Source organism: Hungatella sp. SL.1.14 (genome assembly GCF_024460495.1).
Classification (GTDB): Bacteria; Bacillota; Clostridia; order Lachnospirales; family Lachnospiraceae; genus Hungatella; species Hungatella hathewayi.
Map to the genome: position 1 here is coordinate 1 of NZ_JANFYJ010000423.1, position 295 is coordinate 295.

Here is a 295-nt window from a genome sequence, read left to right on the forward strand (position 1 = left end):
TGGGTGTCCGAGTACATATAACACGTCATTCCCGCTACCGGACGTTCCCCGTTCGATTTGTTTTACGCTGCTGCCGCTTCTGCAGCCGTCGTTCCCGTACCGCCTCCGTCTGCAGCGGGGGATGTCTCCGCCGTCTTCTGGGTGCACGCCGTCATACATAATACTGCCGTCAGTGATAATGCAAATGCCTTTTTAACTGTTCTCTTCATATGCTTCATCCCAATTTAAACCCCTATGTTTAGTCTTGCCAGTTCCTTATCCAAAACCGTAATTTCATCCTCGGTCAGACTCCACT

At 50.5% G+C, this 295-nt stretch carries 1 protein-coding gene; it reads right to left on the bottom strand.

Going from position 1 to position 295, the window contains the following annotated elements; genetic code table 11:
* Window positions 1–62: 62 nt before the first annotated feature.
* Window positions 63–209 (bottom strand): hypothetical protein, encoded by a 147-nt coding sequence (locus NE473_RS31660; protein ID WP_256265686.1) that lies wholly within the window; start codon window positions 207–209, stop codon window positions 63–65.
* Window positions 210–295 lie beyond the last annotated feature (86 nt).